16 protein-coding genes are annotated in these 18,628 nt (G+C 67.8%); 6 read left to right on the plus strand and 10 right to left on the minus strand.

The genetic code is table 11. The features are described 5' to 3' along the window. Positions 1-197: 197 nt before the first annotated feature. The 3 genes from nagA to purU form a co-directional block, all read right to left on the minus strand. Entirely contained in the window at positions 198-1,388 is a 1,191-nt protein-coding gene (gene nagA / locus ACYVII_RS05225; RefSeq protein ID WP_460532077.1) for an N-acetylglucosamine-6-phosphate deacetylase, read from the minus strand. Further along, on the minus strand, positions 1,385-1,759 hold the full coding sequence (locus ACYVII_RS05230) for a YrdB family protein (RefSeq protein WP_460532080.1): 375 nt from the start codon (positions 1,757-1,759) through the stop codon (positions 1,385-1,387). Before ACYVII_RS05230 ends, nagA begins: the two co-directional genes overlap by 4 nt. A 163-nt stretch (positions 1,760-1,922) precedes the next feature. Next, positions 1,923-2,777, minus strand: coding sequence for a formyltetrahydrofolate deformylase (gene purU, locus ACYVII_RS05235; protein ID WP_460532083.1), 855 nt, complete (start codon positions 2,775-2,777; stop codon positions 1,923-1,925). A gap of 204 nt (positions 2,778-2,981) precedes the next feature. On the opposite strand from purU, the gene ACYVII_RS05240 reads away from it, so the two are divergent. Then, the gene (locus ACYVII_RS05240; protein ID WP_460532086.1) at positions 2,982-4,298 is read left to right on the plus strand and encodes an MFS transporter; all 1,317 of its coding nucleotides are present in this window, start codon (positions 2,982-2,984) and stop codon (positions 4,296-4,298) included. On the opposite strand, the gene ACYVII_RS05245 is transcribed toward ACYVII_RS05240, so the two are convergent. The 7 genes from ACYVII_RS05245 to ACYVII_RS05275 all read right to left on the minus strand — a co-directional run bounded on the left by ACYVII_RS05245 (position 4,236) and on the right by ACYVII_RS05275 (position 12,261). After that, positions 4,236-6,188, minus strand: coding sequence for a sigma-70 family RNA polymerase sigma factor (locus tag ACYVII_RS05245; RefSeq protein WP_460532089.1), 1,953 nt, complete (start codon positions 6,186-6,188; stop codon positions 4,236-4,238). The two genes, ACYVII_RS05240 and ACYVII_RS05245, sit on opposite strands and share 63 nt — an antisense overlap. A gap of 372 nt (positions 6,189-6,560) precedes the next feature. Continuing rightward, positions 6,561-7,754: a low temperature requirement protein A gene (locus tag ACYVII_RS05250; protein WP_460532093.1), complete on the minus strand. Its 1,194-nt coding sequence runs from the start codon at positions 7,752-7,754 to the stop codon at positions 6,561-6,563. Positions 7,755-7,832: 78 nt separating this feature from the next. Continuing rightward, positions 7,833-8,618, minus strand: coding sequence for a DeoR/GlpR family DNA-binding transcription regulator (locus tag ACYVII_RS05255; RefSeq protein ID WP_460532096.1), 786 nt, complete (start codon positions 8,616-8,618; stop codon positions 7,833-7,835). Then, positions 8,615-9,526 carry a class II fructose-bisphosphate aldolase gene (locus tag ACYVII_RS05260; RefSeq protein ID WP_460532099.1) on the minus strand — a complete coding sequence of 304 codons (912 nt, stop codon included), beginning with the start codon at positions 9,524-9,526 and terminating at the stop codon, positions 8,615-8,617. Before ACYVII_RS05260 ends, ACYVII_RS05255 begins: the two co-directional genes overlap by 4 nt. Then, positions 9,517-10,503, minus strand: coding sequence for an ROK family protein (locus ACYVII_RS05265; protein WP_460532102.1), 987 nt, complete (start codon positions 10,501-10,503; stop codon positions 9,517-9,519). Before ACYVII_RS05265 ends, ACYVII_RS05260 begins: the two co-directional genes overlap by 10 nt. Then, on the minus strand, positions 10,500-11,417 hold the full coding sequence (locus ACYVII_RS05270) for an SIS domain-containing protein (protein ID WP_460532105.1): 918 nt from the start codon (positions 11,415-11,417) through the stop codon (positions 10,500-10,502). The genes ACYVII_RS05265 and ACYVII_RS05270 overlap by 4 nt, the downstream gene beginning before the upstream one ends. Before the next feature lie 58 nt (positions 11,418-11,475). After that, positions 11,476-12,261: a DeoR/GlpR family DNA-binding transcription regulator gene (locus ACYVII_RS05275; RefSeq protein ID WP_460532821.1), complete on the minus strand. Its 786-nt coding sequence runs from the start codon at positions 12,259-12,261 to the stop codon at positions 11,476-11,478. A gap of 255 nt (positions 12,262-12,516) precedes the next feature. On the opposite strand from ACYVII_RS05275, the gene ACYVII_RS05280 reads away from it, so the two are divergent. Genes ACYVII_RS05280 through ACYVII_RS05300 form a run of 5 tightly spaced genes read left to right on the plus strand, consistent with a single transcriptional unit; the run spans position 12,517 to position 18,593 of the window. Continuing rightward, positions 12,517-13,722, plus strand: a complete 1,206-nt coding sequence (locus tag ACYVII_RS05280) for a Gfo/Idh/MocA family protein (protein WP_460532108.1) — start codon at positions 12,517-12,519, stop codon at positions 13,720-13,722. 37 nt (positions 13,723-13,759) lie between these two features. After that, positions 13,760-15,073 (plus strand): ABC transporter substrate-binding protein, encoded by a 1,314-nt coding sequence (locus tag ACYVII_RS05285; RefSeq protein ID WP_460532111.1) that lies wholly within the window; start codon positions 13,760-13,762, stop codon positions 15,071-15,073. A gap of 4 nt (positions 15,074-15,077) precedes the next feature. Then, positions 15,078-16,028, plus strand: a complete 951-nt coding sequence (locus ACYVII_RS05290; RefSeq protein WP_460532114.1) for a carbohydrate ABC transporter permease — start codon at positions 15,078-15,080, stop codon at positions 16,026-16,028. Then, positions 16,021-16,911, plus strand: a complete 891-nt coding sequence (locus ACYVII_RS05295) for a carbohydrate ABC transporter permease (RefSeq protein ID WP_460532117.1) — start codon at positions 16,021-16,023, stop codon at positions 16,909-16,911. Before ACYVII_RS05290 ends, ACYVII_RS05295 begins: the two co-directional genes overlap by 8 nt. Then, positions 16,911-18,593 carry a DUF4091 domain-containing protein gene (locus tag ACYVII_RS05300; RefSeq protein WP_460532120.1) on the plus strand — a complete coding sequence of 561 codons (1,683 nt, stop codon included), beginning with the start codon at positions 16,911-16,913 and terminating at the stop codon, positions 18,591-18,593. Before ACYVII_RS05295 ends, ACYVII_RS05300 begins: the two co-directional genes overlap by 1 nt. Positions 18,594-18,628 lie beyond the last annotated feature (35 nt).

Below are 18,628 nucleotides of genomic sequence, written 5' to 3' on the forward strand. Positions count from 1 at the left end.
TAGTCATCCTGCGGTGAATACCAGTCCGAACCTGTCATCAACGGCCGGCACAGCGACAAATTCGGACGGTGAATCGAGGATGAGGAAGCGCGCCCGGTGGGGGTGAGTATTGCCGCAAGCGCGCGCTCGGCTGAGGTGAGCCTTGCGGGATGCGTCTGGGCTCGGGGGAGGTGGATCTTGCAGGAGGTGCGGAGGGCTCAGGTCAGCGGCGCGCCGGCGGCCCAGACGCGCTGCACGGACCACTCGTGGTCGAGCAGCACCGCGTCGGCCAGGTAGCCGGCCGCGAGGCGACCCAGTTCGTGCTCGCGGCCGAGCATGCGGGCCGGCGTCAGCGTCAGCGCCTCGACGGCCGCAGCAGGCGCGACGCGCGCGCGCTCGACAGCGATCTTCAGCGCTGTGTCCTGCGTCAGGGTGGACCCCGCGATGCTCGTTCCGTCCGCCAGCATGGCCTGGCCGTTCACGACGTTCACCGTGAGCGATCCGAGCTGGTAGACACCGTCGGCGGAGCCGGCCGCAGCCATGGCATCCGTGATGAGCGCTATGCGGTGCGGAGCCTGCACGAACGCGAGGTGGGCGACATCCGGATGCACGTGGAATCCGTCGAGGATCAGTTCGAGCGTGACACGCGGGTCGTCCATCGCAGCCACGATCGGTCCGGGCGCGCGGTGGTGGATGCCCGGCATCGCATTGAACGCGTGCGTGAGCACGCGCGCACCGGCATCGAACGCCCGCCCGGCCTGCTCCTCGGTCGCGTTCGTGTGTCCGACGGCGACCACGACGCCCGCCTCGACGAGTACGTCGATGGCCTCCATCGCACCGGGCAGCTCCGGCGCGATCGTGATCTGCCGCAGCGTGTCCCTGGCCGCGGCGATGAGCAGTTCGACCGCCTCCAGGTCGTCGGGCGTGATGAGGAAGTCGGGGTTGTGTGCACCCCGTTTGCCGGGGTTGAGGAACGGACCTTCGAGGTGCGAGCCCAGCACGAGCGGGTCGGAGTCGGCCAGGTCGGCGATGAGCCGCAGGCTCTCACACAGCTGCGGAACCGGGTTGGCGACGAGACTCAGCACGGAGCGGGTCGTACCGTGCTTGCGATGAGTGCGTAGCGCGGTGCGCAGGTCGTCGAGGTCGCCCTCGTATGCGCATCCGCCGGCGCCGTGGGAGTGAACGTCGACGAAGCCGGGCGTGAGCCAGCGACCACGGGCATCCGTCACCGCATCCGCGCCGGCGTCGGCGTAAGCCCGCCAGCCCGTGCCGTTGCCGGTGTCGACGATGCGGTCGCCCGAAGCGGCCAGCCAGAAGTCGTCGACCTGGCCGTCGACATCCAGCTTGCGAGCGCTGTGGATGACCAGCGCGGCGGCAGAACCTGCTGAGACGCTCGTGAACTCGCTCACGAGAGTTCCCGTCGCCCGCTGACGATGCCGCTCAGCAGGGCGACGAGCGCGAAGACGACGGCGACGACGGGTTGGCCCAGATCCCACCAGGCGAAGGCTGCAGCCGTCATGACGATGATCTCGATGATCGCCTTGCCGAACGTGTCGATGCGGATGACCGCCTTCGGCGACCGGAAAAGGGCCCAGAGCACGATCGCGAACAGCGGTGCAACGATGCCGACGACGATGTTCCAGGGCAACGGCCACGCGATGAACCCCCAGACCGCCAGGCTCACGAACGCGAAGAGTTCGATGACGAAACGGAGAACGTCCCATGGCCCGATCTGAGGCTGGGCGGGGGCGTGCGGATGCTCGGAATTCTGGGCAGACATCGTCTCCATCTTAAGCGGCCGCGTTGGTCGCTTAAGTGGCCGCGCTGGTCGGCCACGCGCGAGACTGCACGTACACCCCGAGAGTGTGGGTATTTCCCGATGTTTCGGGGTGGGTGTGCAGTCTCGCGAGAAAGGAACGCCCGGGCCGCCGACGCGGCGACGGTCAGCGGAAGATGATCGTGCGGGCCCCGTCGAGCAGGATGCGATTCTCCGCGAACCACTTGACCGCCTGCGTCAGCGTGCGGCTCTCCTCGTCTTGACCGATGGCGACCAGCTGCGACGGCGACTGGGTGTGGTCGACCCGCACCACGTTCTGCTCGATGATCGGGCCTTCGTCGAGATCACTCGTGACGAAGTGCGCTGTGGCGCCGATGAGCTTCACGCCGCGGGCGTGTGCCTGCTTGTACGGATTCGCACCCTTGAAGCCCGGCAGGAACGAGTGGTGGATGTTGATGCAGCGCCCCGCCAGTGCGTCGCACAGCTGCGGAGACAGGATCTGCATATACCTCGCGAGCACGACGAGCTCGATGTCGTGCCGTTCCACCTCCTCGAGAACGCGAGTCTCGAAGGCGGCCTTGCTGGCGGCATCCGTCACGGCGAGCGCGTCGAACGGCACCCCATAGAAACCGGCGAGATCGCGCAGGGTGCCGTGATTGGAGAGCACCAGGGGGATGTCAACGGGCAGCTGCCCTGCGCGCTGCCGGAACAGAAGGTCGTTCAGGCAGTGCGCGGCCGTCGAGACGAGCACGAGAGTGCGCAGCGGCCTGCCGACAGTGTCGAGCGTGTACGTCATGTCGTAGCGCTCGGTGACCGGGCTCAGCGCCGCCTCGAACTCGGCACGATCGGCCGGCGACTGGATCTGCAGCCGCATGAAGAACCGGCCGGTGTCGGCGCTGGAGAACTGCTGGCTCTCGGTGATGTTGCCGCGCGCCTGCACGACCGCGCCGCTGACCGCGTGCACGATGCCGGGCCTGTCCGCGCAGTTCAGCGTCAGCACCCAGTGCTGTAGGGCATCCATCCCATCAGGGTAGGGCACCCGCGAGAACACGCGGATCGAATCGATTAGAGTGATCGCGGCTGCACCGCTCGACACGCTCAATCGGCGCGGCGATCCGAGCACGCGCGGCTCGCGTTCGCGCTCCCATGAGCTGTGCGAAGGGCTGCAAGCCCGATACGAAGGGCGGCAAGCCCGGTAAGCGAGCAACGCGAGGAGGGGACGGCGATGTCGCAGACGCACGAGCCCGGCACCGCGCGTTTTCCGTGGGCCGGGATGATCGCGCTCGCGGCGGCAGCGTTCCTCGCCGTCACGAGCGAGACACTGCCGACCGGACTGCTCCCTGAACTGGCATCCGGTCTGCACGTCTCGACCCCGCAGGCCGGACTGCTCGTTTCGGTGTACGCGTTCACCGTGGTGGTGGCCGCGACGCCGGTGACGGCGCTGACCCGGCGCATCCCGCGGCGCGCGCTCGTCGTCAGCGTCATCATCGTGATCGGCCTCAGCTCGTTGTTGCTGGCGATCGCGCCGAACTACGCCGTGGCAGTGATCGCCCGTATCACCGGCGGTGTGGCGCACGGCGTCTTCTGGGCCGTCACCGGCGCGTACGCCGGCCACATCGTGCCGTCGCACCAACTGGCGAGGGCCGTCTCGATCACGTCGGGAGGTGTCTCGCTCGCGCTCATCCTCGGATCCCCGCTGGCGACGGTCCTCGGGCACGCGGCCGGATGGCGTGTCGCGTTCGTGGTGGTCGGATGCCTGCTCGTCGTCGGTTCGCTCGTGGTCGGCACCATGCTGCCGCGGGCGAGCGTGCCGGGCGTCGGAACCGCGACGGCGGGCATCCCGACGCTCACCGGCGGGGTGTCGACCGTGACGGCGCCGGTCGCGGCGGTCCCGCGCACGAAGCGACGTGGGCGGGAACGCGATGCGAGCATCCGGCCCGTGATCGTCATCTGCGTTCTTACCGGAACCATCGTGCTCGGCAGCATGACCCTGAACGCCTACGTCGCACCGTTCGTGTCCGATGCCATGGGGCTCGGCATCGGAGCCGTCGGCCCGCTGCTCTTCGTGGGCGGCATGATGGGCGCCGTCGCGACCGTGCTGGTCGGTGTGTGGCTGGGCCGTCATCCGGGGCGCACCATCGCCGTCGCGCTGACGCTCACGACTATCGGTGTCGCCGTTCTCGCCGTGGTTCCCGGTGTCACGCCTGTGGCGCTCGGGGCGTTCGCGCTGTGGACACTCGCGTTCGGATGCCTGCCACCGCTTCTGCAGACCAGGTTGCTTCAGGCAGCGTCGGCGCGATTCCGCGACACGGCCAGCGCTCTGTATACGACGGCGTTCAACGTGGGGATCGGCGGCGGCGCCGTTGTCGGGGGCGCGATCTACGCGGAGTGGGGGATCGGGGCGGTGCCGTGGGCGGCCTTGATCGTGCTGGTGGTCTCGGTGGTCATGCTCGTGGTCGCGAGTCGGGTGCGGTCGGTGTCAGGCGGCGCTGCCCGTACCGACGTCGATGCTGACGTGCGTGCTGGGACCGAAGCGGCCTGAGCCGTCGGCGTACCGCACAGCGATGTGGTGGGTGCCGGAGGAGAGGAACAACCACTCCGATAGGACCGGTGCTGACCACTCGCCCTTTGAGTCGAGCGTGACGAACCCCTCCGATTCGTCGTCGATGAAGACCTCGACCTGAGCACCTGCCTGGCCGTGCACCTCCAGACCGACGAAGTAATCACCGAAGACGCTGTCGACCGTCAGCGCGAGCCCGGTCAGTGAAAAGCGCGCCGATGCGCTGGGTGAGGTCACACCTCCGACGGACTGGGTCGCCGTGACTTCGCCCGAGACGCCGGGGGGAGGGGACGTCGTAGTCGGCGCATCACCGGGGAAAGGCGACGGTGAGGGAGTAGGAGTCGCGGCGGCGAGCGGCTGCGCAAGCGACGCCATGATCGCGTTCGTCGGGGCTCGGCCGGATGTCGCGTTGACCGGTGACCTGAACGCTGCAGGAGCGTTCGAGGACGTCGTTGGACCGGTCACCTGCGCCTTCCAGTTGCCCGACGAGTCGGCCGTGACGCTCGTAGGCGTTCCGCCCGCTGACACGGTCACCGTCGCGCCCGGTGTCGCCGTGCCGGAGACGAGCGGGTAGTAAAGATTGCCGCCGGTGTCGACCGTGCCGATCGTCGGCGCCGCCGGCGGCGCCGGCTGGGTCGGCCCGACCGGGCTCGTAGGCCCGGTCGGCGCTACCGGCGTGCTCGGTGCGGAAGATGCGTCGCCCGTGCCCGAAGGCGAGGAATCCAACGGCGACGGGTCCGCAGGCGCAGGAACATCAGAGGGAGACGGCGCCGGAGAGGCCGGGGGAGTCGAGGCGTTGGCCGAAGGAGCGTTCGACGACGAACCGGACTGTGATGACCCGGACCCGTGCGCGACGACCGCGGGCGAGGCATCCGTTCCGCTTCCCGGCGACGTCGCGATGAGCACGCCGGCCACGGCCGCACCGACGACCACGACGGATGCCGCTGTACCCACGATCACGCCCGTCGCGCCGCTGAAGAATCCGCCGATGCCGGCGGAGGATCCGGCGCTGCCTCCGGACGCGGCACCCGTTCCCACGACTGCGGTGCCGGCGACGGATCCGGCCACGACGCCGGTCTTCAGCGTGGCGGCGTAGACAGTGGCCGCTCCGGTGCCGAGTATCAGCGGTAGCAGCACCAGCGCGAGCCGCGAGCCGGCCTCCTCGGCTTCGGCGGCCGCCATCGTGCACAGCTCGCACGTCTGCAGGTGCGCATCCACCCTGGCGTTGTCGCGCTTTCCGAGACGTCCGCGCGAGTGCGCAGCAAGGTGCTCGACCGTCCACGCGCACTCCGGCTCGAGATCGGCTGACGTCAGGTGCGCACGGATCCACGCCTGCCGCAGGCCCTCTCGCGCCCGGTAGCAGAGCGCGGCGGTGGCCTGTGCGCTCAGGCCCACGAGGGGGGCGAGCTCGGCGGGCTGCATGCCCTCGACCTCGCTGTACCAGAGCGCCTCTTGCCAGCGAGGCGGCAGCGAACGGAACGCCTGCGCGGTCAGCGAGCGCTCGAGGGTGACCAGCGAGTGGTCCTCCTGCACCGCGAGCGTGTCGAGCTCCTCGGGCTCCAGCGGCAGGGCATCCTTACCCGCGCGCCCCCACGACGCTGCGATGTTCCGCACAGTGGTGAAGAGGTAGGGACGGAACGCGTTCGTCGGGCCGTTGCCCGCCCTCAGAGCCTGCAGGATGCGCGCGTATGCCTCGGAGACGAGGTCGTCCGGCTCGTAGCTGCTCGTGACGGAACGGGCGACGGATGCCGCCGCCGACGCGTGCCTGCGGAAGAGCGTCGCGTAGGCGTCCGTGTCGCCCTTGCGGGTCAGGCGTACCAGTTCGGCGTCGCCTGCACGCTCGAGTCTGCGCGGTGAGTGATGCGCTGACATCCGGGTCACCTTTCGCGCCTTCCGGCGCAGGTACGCCAGGTGCTGAGTCTTGTCGGTGGCCAGCCACCGGTCGGGTCTCTCGATTCTCCAGTCGACCGACCTGTATACGCAATTCGCCGAATACACCCGAAGAATTTCTCGCGCACCGCGTCATGATCCTGGCCCCGTCGCGTCTTCTCACGGTGAGACGGACCACCGTCGCGTCACATTCGGCTTCGATGCGACGGCCCTGGCTGCGACCCGAATACGGTCAGGATGCCGCGTGTGCCTGTGGGGGCTCAGAGCACGCGGCGCCGGGGTGGTGCCGGCGAGGTGAATTCCGCTGGCACCGCCCCAACATCCGTCGCCGGGGCGGTGCTGACGTTCACGCACTTACGCGTGCCCGGGCGCCTCGCGATCAGCGGATACCGCGCGCCTGCGTCCGTCGCTGAGCACGATCGCCAGCAGCACGACGTTGACGATCCAGCTCAGAGCCACCAGCGGAACGATCGTATGCAGCGGGAACATCACGAGCAGCACGAGCGCGCCCACGATGTGCACGGGCATCCAGGGTCCGCCGGTGGCGCGACGGAAGAACGCGTTCCCGAGCGCGTACAAGGCCGTGCCGCCGCAGAGCAGCCCGGCGACCCATGCACCGCTCTCGGCGGTCGAATCGCCGAGGATGAGCGCGTCCGCGACGGCGGATGCGACGATGCCGAACACGAGCAGCACCGGAATGTAGGTGAACGCGGTCTGCGCGATCATGCCCCGGTCATCCGCCCTCGAGATGTATTCGCTCCCTCCGCGCTGGTTGTGCCGGAAATAGAGCAGGAACAGCAGCACCGTGCCGGCGAACGCGGCGAGGAACGCGTCGCCGCGCGCCCAGTCGATGCCGCCCCCGGCGAAGCTCACGCCCGTGTCGATGATCGACTCGCCGAGCGCGATGATGAGGAAGAGGCTGACGCGCTCCGACATGTGCTCGCCTGAGACGTTCCAAGTGGAGTCATCGGACGAGCCGAGAGCCGGGACCCAGAAGTGCAGCCTCGGCCCCACGTACTCGAGCACGAGCGCGACGATCCACACCCACAGCCGCGCATCGGACGGCACCAGTGCACCGGCGATCCACAGGATGCCCACCCCGGCGTGCCAGCACGTGATGCGCACGAAGTTCATCGCGTGCGGCCTGCTGGTCGGGAAGAACGCGGCGATGGTGAAGACGCTTCGCGCGAGCCCGAACGCGGTGAGAGCGATGGCGAAGAGCAGCGCTCGGTCGCCGAAGGCATCCGGAATCGCGACGGCGACGAGCATGCCGAGCAGCATCATCACGAACAGCAGCGCCGCGACCGGCCACCGCTCGGGGTTGAGCCAGCTCATCGCCCAGGTCGTGTACACCCAGGCGAACCACACGACCATGGCGAGCATGACGGTGTGCAGAAGGGCGAGCGGATCCCGGTGCTCGATCAGGATGTGCGAGAGCTGCGTGACCGCGAACACGAACACGAGGTCGAAGAACAGCTCGACATACGTGACGCGGTGGGCGACGTCTCCCGTCGCGGGGCGTAGCAGGCCAGGTGCACTCGCTGTCATCGGCACCACTCTGGCACGCAGCGGCGCCACGGTGCGGCAGCGGACCTCGCGAGTGGATGCCTCACCGACGGATGCCTGCTACGCGACGATGACGCGCATCCCGGCATCCTTGAAGTCGTTCAGCTGCTTCGTGGTGATGCCGTCGTCGGTGATGAAGGTGTCGAACGCGCCAGGCTTGCCGACGGACGCGAACGCGCGGCGCCCGATCTTGCTCGAGTCGGCAACGAGCACGGCTCGTTCCGCACGATCGGCCATCAGCGCATTGACGGCGGCCTCGTGCTCGTCGTGCACGGTGGGCCCCAGCGCCGGGTCGACCCCGTTCACGCCGATGAACGCGAGGTCCAGCGCGATCTGCCCGAGCACCGAGTCGGTGTAGGGCCCGACCAGCTCGTACGACCTCGCCTGCACGACGCCGCCGGTCATGACCACCTTGATCTGCGGGCGCATGACGAGCTGCGCCGCGATGTTGATGGCGTTCGTGACCACCGTGAGCGTGGGCCGCGACGACGGCTCCGCGACATCGGGCCGCGCGGCGAGAGCGCTGGCGACGGCGGTGCTCGTCGTACCGCCGCAGAGGCCGACCACGGCGCCGCGGGGCACCAGCGCGCTCGCGGCCTGGGCGATCGCCTGCTTCTGCTCGGCGTGCTGCTCCCGCTTGTACCGCAGCGGAAGGTCGTATGCGACGGACTGCCCGGTGGCGCCGCCCCTGGTGCGGCTGAGCAATTGCTGCGATGCGAGGGCGTCGAGGTCCCGGCGCGCGGTGGCGGGGGAGACACCGAGGCGCTCCACGATGTCGTCCACCTCGATCTGCCCCGTCTCGGCGAGCAGATCGAGCACGGCGCGAAGGCGTGCGGTGCGGTTCACGAGGCGGCTCCTTCGACCTCTCCCGATGACGGGGCACCCTCTCCCGATGACGCGGCGCCCTCGGATACGGTGCCGGCGCTCGCGAAGAGGCGGAGCATCCGCTCGGCTTCCGTGCTGAGAGCGGCACGCCCCGCACTCACGTACTTGCGGGAGTCGACCACTGACGAATTCTCCTCGAGGTAATCGCGCACGGCCCGAGTGAAGAAGCCGTTCAGGTGAGTGGAGACGTTGATCTTCGTCATGCCGGCACGAATGGCGGCGACGATCACGGGGTCGGGCACGCCCGACGAACCGTGCAACACCAGGGGCACGTCGAGCGCGGCGTGCAACCGTGCGATCAGGTCGAGATCGAGGGTCGCCTCCCGTGCGGTCATCGCGTGGGAGGAGCCGACGGCCACGGCGAGGGCGTCCACGCCGGTCTCGGCCACGAACGAACGCGCCTCGTCGGGATCGGTGCGCACGCCGGGCGCATGGGCGCCGTCTTTGCCGCCGACCTCGCCGAGCTCCGCCTCGACCATCACGCCGTTGTCGTGCGCGTACGCCGCGATCCGGGCTGTGGCGTCGACGTTCTGCGTGTAGTCGCGTCGCGACGCATCGAACATGACCGATCCGAAACCGAGGTCGATAGCGCGGCGCGCGAGCTGCTCATCCTCTGCGTGGTCGAGGTGCACAGCAACGGGCGCCGCCGAGTCGCGGGCGAGCGCAAGGCTTGCTACCGCGATGGGCTCCAGGCCGCCGTGGTAGCTGACGCAGTTCTCCGAGATCTGCAGGATGACGCCCAGCCCCGACCGCTCGGCGGCGGCGACCAGCGCCTCCGCCGTCTCCAGGTGGATCACATTGAACGCGCCGATGCCGGTGCGGCGAGCAGCGGCATCCGCGATCAGGTTCGTCGTCGGGGTCAGCGCCATGTCTCTCCTTGGTCGGCTGTTTGCACGTCTTCGGTCGACTGGGCCGCCGCGAGCGCATCGCGCGCTGCCAGTGCGGAGCCGAACAGCCCGGCGTCGGCGCCGATGCTCGCCTTGATCAGCTGCGGCCGGCGATGGAACGTGAGGATGTCGTCCAGCCGCTCGCGAAGCGGCTGCAGCAGCTCTTCTCCCGCTTCGGACAGCCCTCCGCCGATCACGATCGCCTGGGGTGCGAGCAGGGCGACGACGTGCGAGAAGCCGAGCGCCAGGGCATCCAGTGCGGTGGCCCAGTCGGCTGCGGCGTTGGCGTCGCCCGCGCGCATGAGCTCGAGCACCTCTCTGGCCCCGGCGACCGCACGCCCGGTGCGCAGAGTGTAGCGGCGCGCGATGGCGGCGGCGGAGGCGACGGCCTCGAGGCATCCGCGACCCCCGCACGCGCAGATCGGCCCCTCCGCCACGCGGTCGTGACCGATCTCCCCGGCCAGGCCCCCTCCGGTGTACAGCCGGCCGTCGACGAAGACGGCGGCCGCGATGCCCGTTCCGATGGTCACGACGACGACGTCGTCGAAGCCTCGGGCCGCGCCCATGCGGTGCTCCGCCTCGCCCGCTCCGCGCACGTCGTGTCCGAAGCCGACGGGCATGCCGAGGGCAGCCTGCGCGCGTTCTCGGAAGGGGAACTCGTGCCAGCCGAGATTCTCGGCGAACACGCCGATGCCGCGCACGTCGTCGACATGACCGGGAACGAGCAGTCCGGCCGCGGTGGGCCGCACGCCGGGATGCGCGCTCGTCAGCTCTTCCGCCAGCCTGGCGGCCTCGTCGACGACGCGCTCGCCGGTGCGCACTCCGTCGAGCGGGGTCGGCACCCGCCTGCTCTGGAGCATCCGGCCCTGCTCGTCGAGCAGTGCCGCCTTCATGTCGGTGCCGCCCACGTCGAACGCGAGCACTGCGGCGCCCGGGCCTGCCGACGTGGGAGCGGTCATCGTGGATCCAGGATGACGGATCTCGTCAGGTTGCGCGGCTGGTCAGGGTCGAGTCCCTTGCGCCGTGCGCGCTCGAGCGCGACGCGGTGCAGCCGCACCAGGTCGGCCATCGCGTCGATGTCGCGATGCTCGAAATGCGCACCCGTTGCCGCCGTGTCGGCCGCGATGCCTTCCGGGAGCTCACCGAACGCCCACGTCACCCGGCCGGGCGCCGCGATGGCGATCGGGCCGTGCCGGTACTCCTTGGCCAGGTACGACTCCGTCCACGACTGCGACGACTCGCGCAGCTTCAGCGCGGCCTCGTGCGCGATGCCCACGCTGAACTCGCTGCCCAGGAACGTGTACTGGCCGGCGTCGACGAGCTCGTCGTCGAGCGGCTCCTCGAGCACGGTCCGTGCCTGGGCGATGACCGGCGTCAGGTCTTCTCCCACGGATGCCCGGAGCAGGGCGAGCGCACTCGTCGCGAACCGCGTCTGCACGACCGAGCGCTCGTCGGCGAAGGGCAGGGCGATCACGTCGTCGGCAAGATCGACGATCGGCGTGTTCGGGTCGCCGGTGACCGCGACGGTGCGAGCGCGTGCGCCACGAGACCGTACCTCCTGGAGCAGCTCGAGCACCTCGGTGGTCGTCCCCGACCTGGTGATCGCCACGATCGCGTCGTAGTCGCGCTCGATGAGAGCCTCGGATGCCGCGAAGGCGTCGGTCTCGCCGTGCCCGCTCCGCTCACGCACGCTCGCGTACGACTGCGCCATGAACCACGAAGTGCCACAGCCCACGACGGCGATGCGCTGGCCGTCGGAGGGAAGCAGCGCGCGCTCGGGGGCGAGCGCGACGGCGCGCTCCCACACATCCGGCTGCGACGTCAGCTCGGCTTCGAGGTCGGCGCCGGGCACTCGAGTGTTGTCATCGGTCATGCATCCAATGATCGTTCATGATCACAACCAGTGTCAAAAATGCAGTTGCAATCGCTCGTCATGCCACGATGACCCGGATGCCGCCGGCCTCGAACGCCGAACGCTGACGATCCGTGATGCCGTCGTCGGTGATGAGGATCTCGAACGATTCGAGAGATGCCACCGTGGCGAACGCGCGCCTGCCGACCTTGCTCGAGTCAGCGATGAGCACCGCGCGCCCGGCACGTCTGGCCATGAGCGCATTGATGGCGGCTTCGCGCTCGTCGTGCACCGTCGCGCCGAACGACGGATCGATGCCATTCACGCCGATGAAGGCGAAGTCCAAGGTGATCTGCCCGAGTACCTCGTCGCTGTAAGGGCCGACGAGCTCGTAGGAGCGCGGCTGTACGACGCCGCCGGTCACGACGGTCCGGATCTGCGGTCGCATCACAAGCTCGGCCGCGATGTTCACTGCATTGGTGACTACGGTCAGCCCATGCTTCGCCGATGGCTGTGCGATATCCGCGCGGGTTGCGAGCGCGCCGGCCACCGCGGTGCTTGTGGTCCCTCCGGTGAGACCCACGACCGATCCGACGGGCACCAGCCCGCTCGCCGCCTTTGCGATCGCCTGCTTCTGTTTGGCGTTCTGCTCTCGCTTGTACCGCAACGGAAGGTCGTAGGCGACCGACTGCGCCGTTGCACCGCCACGCGTGCGGGTGAGCAACTGCTCGGCGGCGAGTGCGTCGAGATCACGTCGCGCGGTCGCCGTCGAGACGCCGAGGCGATCGACTATCTCGTCGATCTCGATGCTGCCGCTGTCGGCAAGCAGGTCGAGAACGGCCCGCAGACGCTCGGTGCGTTTCACAAGCATCCCATCCCCGGGTGGGCCCGGAATCCCAGCGCTTCTCACGCATCCGCGCGCCTGGCCGCCACGTTGTCATCGTACGGGCGAGCCTGCAAAACCACGGCCGGGGCGCGTGTCGGCGCCACCCATCCTGGTCCTAAGTTGAGCGATTATGAAACAAACTGGCAATAAAAGCGCAACTTCCGTCTTGCAGCGTCATGTTTATTGTGCTCAAATGACCCAGCACGATGCACGGCGAAGTGAATGGAGCGACGCATGTCGGTTGGTGACGGAATGAGGATCGGCGTCGTCGGTGCAGGCGCACGCTGCAAGCTGGCGCTGAACGCCATTGACCCGGCCGTCACGGCTTCCTCGGTACCGGCGCAGATCGTCGCGGTCGCCGACACCACGTCGCAGGGGCGCGCTCGTGCCGCCGAGATCTTCGACGACGCGGCGGTGGTCTCCGATGTCGGCGCTCTCATCGAGCAGGGAATCGACGCCGCATTCGTTACGACACCCGATTTCACGCACGCCGAGATCGCCGCGCAGCTGTTGCGGGCCGGCGTTGCCGTCTACCTGGAGAAGCCGCTCGCCATCACGATCGATGGCGCAGACGACGTGCTGCAGGCCGCATACGAGTCCGGCTCCAAGCTCTATGTGGGACACAACATGCGGCACATGCCGGTCGTTCGCCTCATGCGCAGCCTCATCGAGGACGGCGCGATCGGCCAGGTCAAGGCCGTCTGGTGCAGGCACTTCGTGGGCAACGGTGGCGATTACTACTTCAAGGACTGGCACGCCGAGCGGTCCAAGACCACCGGTCTTCTGCTGCAGAAGGGTGCGCACGACATCGACGTCATCCACTGGCTTGCCGGCGGCTACAGCGTCGACGTCACAGGCATGGGCGACCTCGCGGTCTACGGGGATGTCACCGACCGTGCCGACAACTCCGGACGGGTCATGGGGGACTGGTTCTCCTATGACAACTGGCCGCCGGCCGCGCAGACCGAGCTCAACCCCGTCATCGACGTCGAAGACATCTCGATGGTCTCCATGCGGCTCGACAACGGCGTGCTGGCCAGCTATGAGCAGTGCCACTTCACCCCGGACTACTGGCGAAACTACACGGTCATCGGAACCGAGGGGCGGCTGGAGAACTACGGCGACTCCGCAGGCGGGACTGTGCGCGTGTGGAACAGGCGCACGTCGTACAACGAATCCGGCGACCAGTCGTACCCGATACCGGAGGGCGAGGGCGGTCACAACGGAGCAGACGCGCTCACGGTCGCCGAGTTCCTCCGCTTCGTCGCCCACGGTGGCGCGACCGACACCTCACCCGTCGCGGCGCGCAACGCCGTGGCCACGGGTGTAGCGGCGACGGAGTCGCTCCGCGACGGATCCGTGCCGCGCCGCGTGCCCGGCCTGCAACCCGACCTTCTCGACTACTTCGCAGGCCACCAACAACGTCGAGGCGTCGCCTGACGCCCGTCCCCTCCACACCGAAGAAAGAGAAACGATCATGGACCGTCGTTCCTTCCTCTCCTTGGCGGCACTCGGAGGCGTCAGCCTCGGGCTGGGCGCCACCCTCGCGGGCTGCAGCTCGAGCCAAGGGGGAACAGGATCCCAGTCCGGTGCGTACAAGGCGCCGTCGAAAGACCTCAAGGCGATCATCAGCTACGCCATCTGGGACGTCAACCAACAGCCGGCGATGGAGAAGATCATCGCCGGCTTCAACAAGATCTATCCGAACATCAAGGTCAACATCCAACTCACGCCGTCGACGGGCGGCGCGTACTGGACCAAGATGACCACGCTCGCGCAGGGCAAGAACCTGCCGGACGTCTTCTGGATGAACGGCCCGCACATCCAGCTCTTCGCGCTGAACAACCAGTTGCTGCCGCTCGATGATCTGGTCACCGCCGGGGCGGTGAAGAAGACCAACTACCCCAAGGCGCTCGTCGACCTGTACACGGCGGGCGGCAAGTTCTGGGGCGTGCCGAAGGACTTCGACACGATCGGTCTGTACTACAACAAGGACCTGCTCGCCAAGGCGGGAGTGCCGGAGCCGACGTCATCGTGGACGTGGGACGACATCAAGACCAACGGCAAGAAGGTCTCCGACCATTTCAACAAGAGCGTCTTCGGCTTTGCGGGCGACCTGACCGGCGGCCAGACCTCCTGGTACAACACCATGCTTCAGGCGGGCGGATACATCATCTCGCCCGACCACAAGAAGTCCGGCTACGACCTGCCCGGCTCGATCAAGGGGCTGCAGTTCTGGGCCGACCTCATCGAGGCGGGCATCTCTCCCTCGATGCAGCAGTTGACGACCACGCTCGCGAACGACTGGTTCACCTCGGGCAAGCTCGCGATGGTGATGGATGGCGACTGGGAGACCGCGCCCTATCACCAGGCGTTCGGCGACAACCTCGGCGTCGTCGAGCTCTCCAAGGGGCCGAAGAGCAACCAGTGCGTCATCCACGGTCTCGGCAACGTCATCTCCGCGACGACCAAGCAACCGGATGCCGCACGCGCCTTCGTCGCATACCTCGGCACGAAGGATGCCGCTCTCATACAGGCGGAAGCGGGCGTCGTCATCCCCGCGTTCAACGGCAGCCAGACCGTGTGGGCGAAGTCGATCCCGGGGCTCGACCTGCAGCTCTTCCTCGATGAGGCGAAGGTCGCGTCGCCGTACCCGATCTCGAAGAACACCTCGGCGTGGAACCAGTTCGAGACGGACATCCTGCCCGCCGCATTCGCCGGGCAGACGCCGGTGGCGACAGCGGCAAAGCAGTTGGCAGACAAGATGAACGCGGCGCTCGCGAAGGAATGACGCGATGAGCACCTCAACCGCTGAGGTCACGGCGGAGGCGGCGAGGACCGGGTCGGCGAGATCGTCGGCCGGGCTCCGCCGGCTGCTGCCCGACGGGCCGTGGCCGTGGATCTTCATCGTGCCGACGCTCTTCGGCGTCGCCGTGTTCTACCTCTGGCCGATCGTCAAGACCTTCTACCTGAGCTTCACCACCGTGGGCGTCTTCGGAGGCTCGACGTTCACCGGCCTGGCGAACTACGCGCAGCTGTTCACGGATCCGCAGATCCCGCGCTCCATCCTCAACACTGCGATCTACACGGTGATCGTGCTGCTCGGCATCCCGATCGCGATCGGACTCGCCTCGCTCATCGAGCGGCCCGGCATGCGGTTCCGTGCGCTCTACCGCACTCTCTACTTCATCCCTTACGTGACAATGCCGGCGGCGGTGGGAATCGTGTGGCGGCTGATCTTCAACGGCGACTTCGGCCCCATCAACTGGCTTCTCTCCCTGGTGGGCATCAAGGGGCCGTATTGGCTGGCGACGCCGGGTTTCGCACTCGTCGCCGTCGCCATCGTCGGTCTTTGGATGTCTCTGGGGTTCAACCTCATCATCATCAGTGCCGGCCTGCGGGAGATTCCGCAGGAGCTCTACGAGGCAGCCCAGGTGGACGGGGCATCGCGGTTCCGGCAGTTCCGCAGCATCACCGTGCCGCTGCTCACCCCGAGCATCTTCTTCGTGATGATCATGACTGTGGTGAACGGCTTTCAGCTGTTCGACCTGCTGTACGTCATGCTCGGCAAGGCCAACCTCGCGATGCCGCAGACGCAGAGCATCGTCTACATCTTCTACAACGAGGCGTTCATCCAGAACAACGAGGGATACGCCTGCGCCATCGGCATCCTGATCCTCGCGATCATCGCGGTGCTGACAGCTGTGCAGTTCCGGCTGCAGCGGAGGTGGGTCAACTATGTCTGAGAACCTCACGACGGTCGCCGTGGTCACCGGCGACTCGACGCGCCAGCGAGAGGTCACGAGAGGTCGCGGGCGCACGCAGTCCAACTGGGGCGCCCACACGGTGCTGCTGATCGGCGGCATCGTCATGGTCTCGCCGCTGATCTATCAGGTGATCATGTCGCTGTCGACGAGCCAGCAGGTCGAAAGCGCGCCGCCCACCTTCTGGCCCGGCGTGTTCCAATGGCACAACTACACGGATGTCTTCGCGCAGATGCCGTTCGGACAGGAGCTCTGGATCACCGTCGCGATCACGGGTGTCCGCCTCGTCGGCCAGCTCTTGCTGTGCTCGATCGCCGGGTACGCGTTCGCGCGCATGCGGTTCTCGGCGAAGGGGATCATCCTCGGCATCATCCTGTCGATCATCATGGTGCCGGCGCAGATCTACCTGATCCCGCAGTATCAGATCATCCAGGGCCTGGGCTGGCTCAACACCGTGATCGGCATCGCGGCGCCCGGCGTGTTCAGCGCGTTCGGCACGTTCCTGATGCGGCAGTTCTTCATGGGGCTGCCGCAGGAGCTGGAGGATGCCGCGCGCATCGACGGCGCGAGCTCGTTCCGCATCTTCTGGAACATCATGCTGCCGCTCGCGTCGAACGGGCTGTGGGCGCTCGGAATCATCACGGTGCTGTGGTCGTGGAACGATCTGATGTGGCCGCTGATCGTCACCTCGAGCGCCGGGACCGCACCGCTGAGCGTCGGACTCGCGAACCTGCAGGGGGTTCACACGAACAACTACCCGGTGCTGATGGCGGCGAGCCTCATGGCGATGCTGCCGATCCTCATCCTGTTCATCGTGCTGCAGAAGCGAGTGGTGGCCGGCATCGGCCGCAGCGGGCTGAAGTGATGACAGCGGAGACGACGGGGCGCCCGCACGAGTGGAGCTTCGTGCTGTGCGACTCGCTCGAGAAGGTGTACCCGGATGCCCCGCCGCGGCCGTGGTCGCGCGAGGTGCCGTTGAGCGTCACTCTGGGGGAGACCGCCTCGTTCCAGCTGGCATACCGGCCCCCGGTGAGCACGGCCTTCCGCGATCCCTCTCCGCTGCACCTGAGCGTCGAGGGACCATCGGCCGACCTCGTGACCGTGCATCGCGTCGAGCTCGTGCCCTGTGTGCTGCCCGCCTTCCCCGGACACGACAACGGGTACGATCGCGACGCGCCCGGGCTCTTCCCCGACCTGCTCGCACCGCTCGACGAGGGCGAGCTGTGGCCGATGTTCGGCAATTGGCGTGCCGTGTGGTTCGACGTGATTTCCGACGATGAGGCGAGGGCGGGCATCCATACCCTCGCCGTCGTGGTACGCGACGGCGAGGGCAGGGAGCTGTACCGCGACGACGTCACCGTCACGGTCCTGCCGCTCCGGCTGCCCGAGCTCGACATCGTGAACAGCCACTGGCTGCACGCGGATGCGATCGCCGACCATTACCGCGTTCCGGTCTTCGGCGAGGAGCACTGGGAGCTGCTCGAGCGCTTCGTCGCATCCGCGTCGGGTATGGGTGTCAATTCGTTGCTCGCACCCGTGTGGACCCCTCCGCTCGATACCGGGGTCGGCCACTATCGCACTCCGGTTCAGCTGGTCGATGTGGAGGATACCGGCGACGGCACGTTCCGTTTCCGCTTCGAGCGGCTCGTGAGGTGGATCGACCTCTGCCGGCGCAACGGCATCCGTGGCGTCGAGGTCGCCCATCTGTTCACCCAGTGGGGCGCGGCGTTCACGCCGGCCGTCTACGGACGCCGCGACGGCGAGACCGTCCGGCTGTTCGGATGGGACGTCGCGGCGACCGATCCGAGGTACCGGACGTTCCTCGAACAGCTTCTTCCACAGCTGTTGGAGGTGCTCGACGAGCACGCCGATATCGACAGGGTCGTCTTCCATATCTCCGACGAGCCGCACGGCGACGAGCAGCTGACGAACTACCTCGCCGCGAAGGACGTCGTCGCCGACCTGCTCGCGGGACGCCGCATCGTCGACGCGCTGAGCGACTTCGCGTACTACGAGAGCGGTGCCGTCCCCGTTCCGGTCGTCGCGACCGACGCGATCACGCCCTTCCTCGACAATCGTCCGGACGAGCTGTGGGCGTACTACTGCGTCTCGCAGGATCGCGACGTGGCGAACCGGTTCTTCGCGCTGCCCTCCGCCAGGAACCGCGTGATCGGGCACCAGCTGTTCCGGTTCGGAATCCAGGGCTTCCTGCACTGGGGATTCAACTTCTATTACTCCTGGCACTCGCTGCGGCTCATCGACCCGTTCCGGGACACGACCTCAGGCGGCGCCTTCCCGGGCGGAGACCCTTTTGTCGTGTATCCGGGCGAGCACGGGCATCCGTTGCCCTCGATCAGGTACCGGGTCTTCGCACAGGCCATGGCCGATCATCGGGCCATGCAAGCCCTGCGCGAGCGCGACGGGGTCGAAGCGGTGACGGAGCTCATCGACCCGGACGGCACGCTGCGTTTCGACCGCTTCACCGCGGATCCCGTGCACTATCTGAGCGTGCGCGAGGCGATCAACACACGGCTTGTGCGTGACTGAGCCGATCGCGCGACCGGGCGTCGCGCGATGAGATA

The sequence above is a fragment of the Humibacter ginsengiterrae genome, assembly GCF_054780115.1.